At 39.1% G+C, this 1121-nt stretch carries 1 protein-coding gene and 1 pseudogene; both read right to left on the bottom strand.

Features of this window, described 5'->3' with window-relative positions; genetic code table 11:
- Positions 1–299: 299 nt before the first annotated feature.
- Positions 300–551, bottom strand: coding sequence for a hypothetical protein (locus F6K23_RS41025; protein WP_293167022.1), 252 nt, complete (start codon positions 549–551; stop codon positions 300–302).
- 9 nt (positions 552–560) lie between these two features.
- Positions 561–1121: pseudogene (locus F6K23_RS41020) on the bottom strand (glycoside hydrolase family 19 protein); the annotation flags it as partial.

Genomic DNA, 1121 nt, shown 5'->3' with positions numbered 1-1121 from the left:
GTTGAATAACCTAAATTAGCAGCAGCATTTGCTGTATGAGCTGCCCAAACCAAGTTAGATTTATTTACTTGAGGAATAACCTTTCTAGTAAAAACAACATAGTGTTTAGTCATAGGTAATTATAGTTAGTTAATTTTCATTTATCGCAGCAGTATATCATTTTACTTATTACCTATAGCTTATAACTTATAACTTATTACTTATATAGCAATTACCAAGGCGGTTAAGACATTAAGAAAGTCCCAAACTCAGATATAACTTGGCTTTTCCTCCTGCCTCCTGCTATAAATTATTACTTATTAATCACCCCAAGGCTGCTTGGTTGCAATCTCTAATTCATTAGCAATTAGGTTAATCACCTCAGCATCTGTTCTAGCAATTGCTTCCAGTAATCTACCTTCATTAGTTTGCAAAGCGGCAGTACGCAAATCCTCAGAGATAACTTGAGCACATTCAGGAGACATTTCTAAATCGAGGGAGATGCTAAGAACTACAGCTCCTTCAGAAGCACGATGGACATTGATGCTGTAGCGACGGGAATGGTTAATCATATAATAATCTCAAGAAATAACAGAATAATATCTCTGGGCAATGTTAGCAATTTGATCGGCTCTGTCTAGGCCATTAATAATGCGTCGGGCATTACGAAAATCATGCTTAGAACCATTAATATAGTTGTCTAAACCCGCACCAGTAAATGAGCCTTCTTTCATGGCTTGTACCATGATTCTGGCAGCAATTTGTGGTTGAGCAGCTTGCTCTGGATTAGAAACTAAATCAATATCGAGTTTATCACTCCAACGCTGATAGTTTGTACGCCCTGTCAATTGGGTGTAACCTATACCCTTATAACGCTTGCCATCTCCTGGTTGAGTATTGCCCAAATCACGTCTTCCTTCATAGCGAGAACCTGATGCAAACTCTGTCATCCATTGACCTAAATGTGACTCATGCTCTGCTGTCGCTAAAATGTAAGCAATTTGAGCGCGATCGCTTATCCCACAATTATTGCACTCACTCAAGATTAGTGGAACTGATTTGGTAGCATATTTTCGCATTGTCGCTGGTACTACCTTTAATACCGCATCGCACACCTGCTTAAATGTCAGGGAATCGCTGGA

This window comes from Okeania sp. SIO2C9, from assembly GCF_010672455.1.
In the GTDB taxonomy this organism is placed as follows: Bacteria; Cyanobacteriota; Cyanobacteriia; order Cyanobacteriales; family Microcoleaceae; genus Okeania.
Note: the sequence above shows the minus strand (reverse complement) of the source record. Positions and strands in the feature narration are given on the sequence as shown.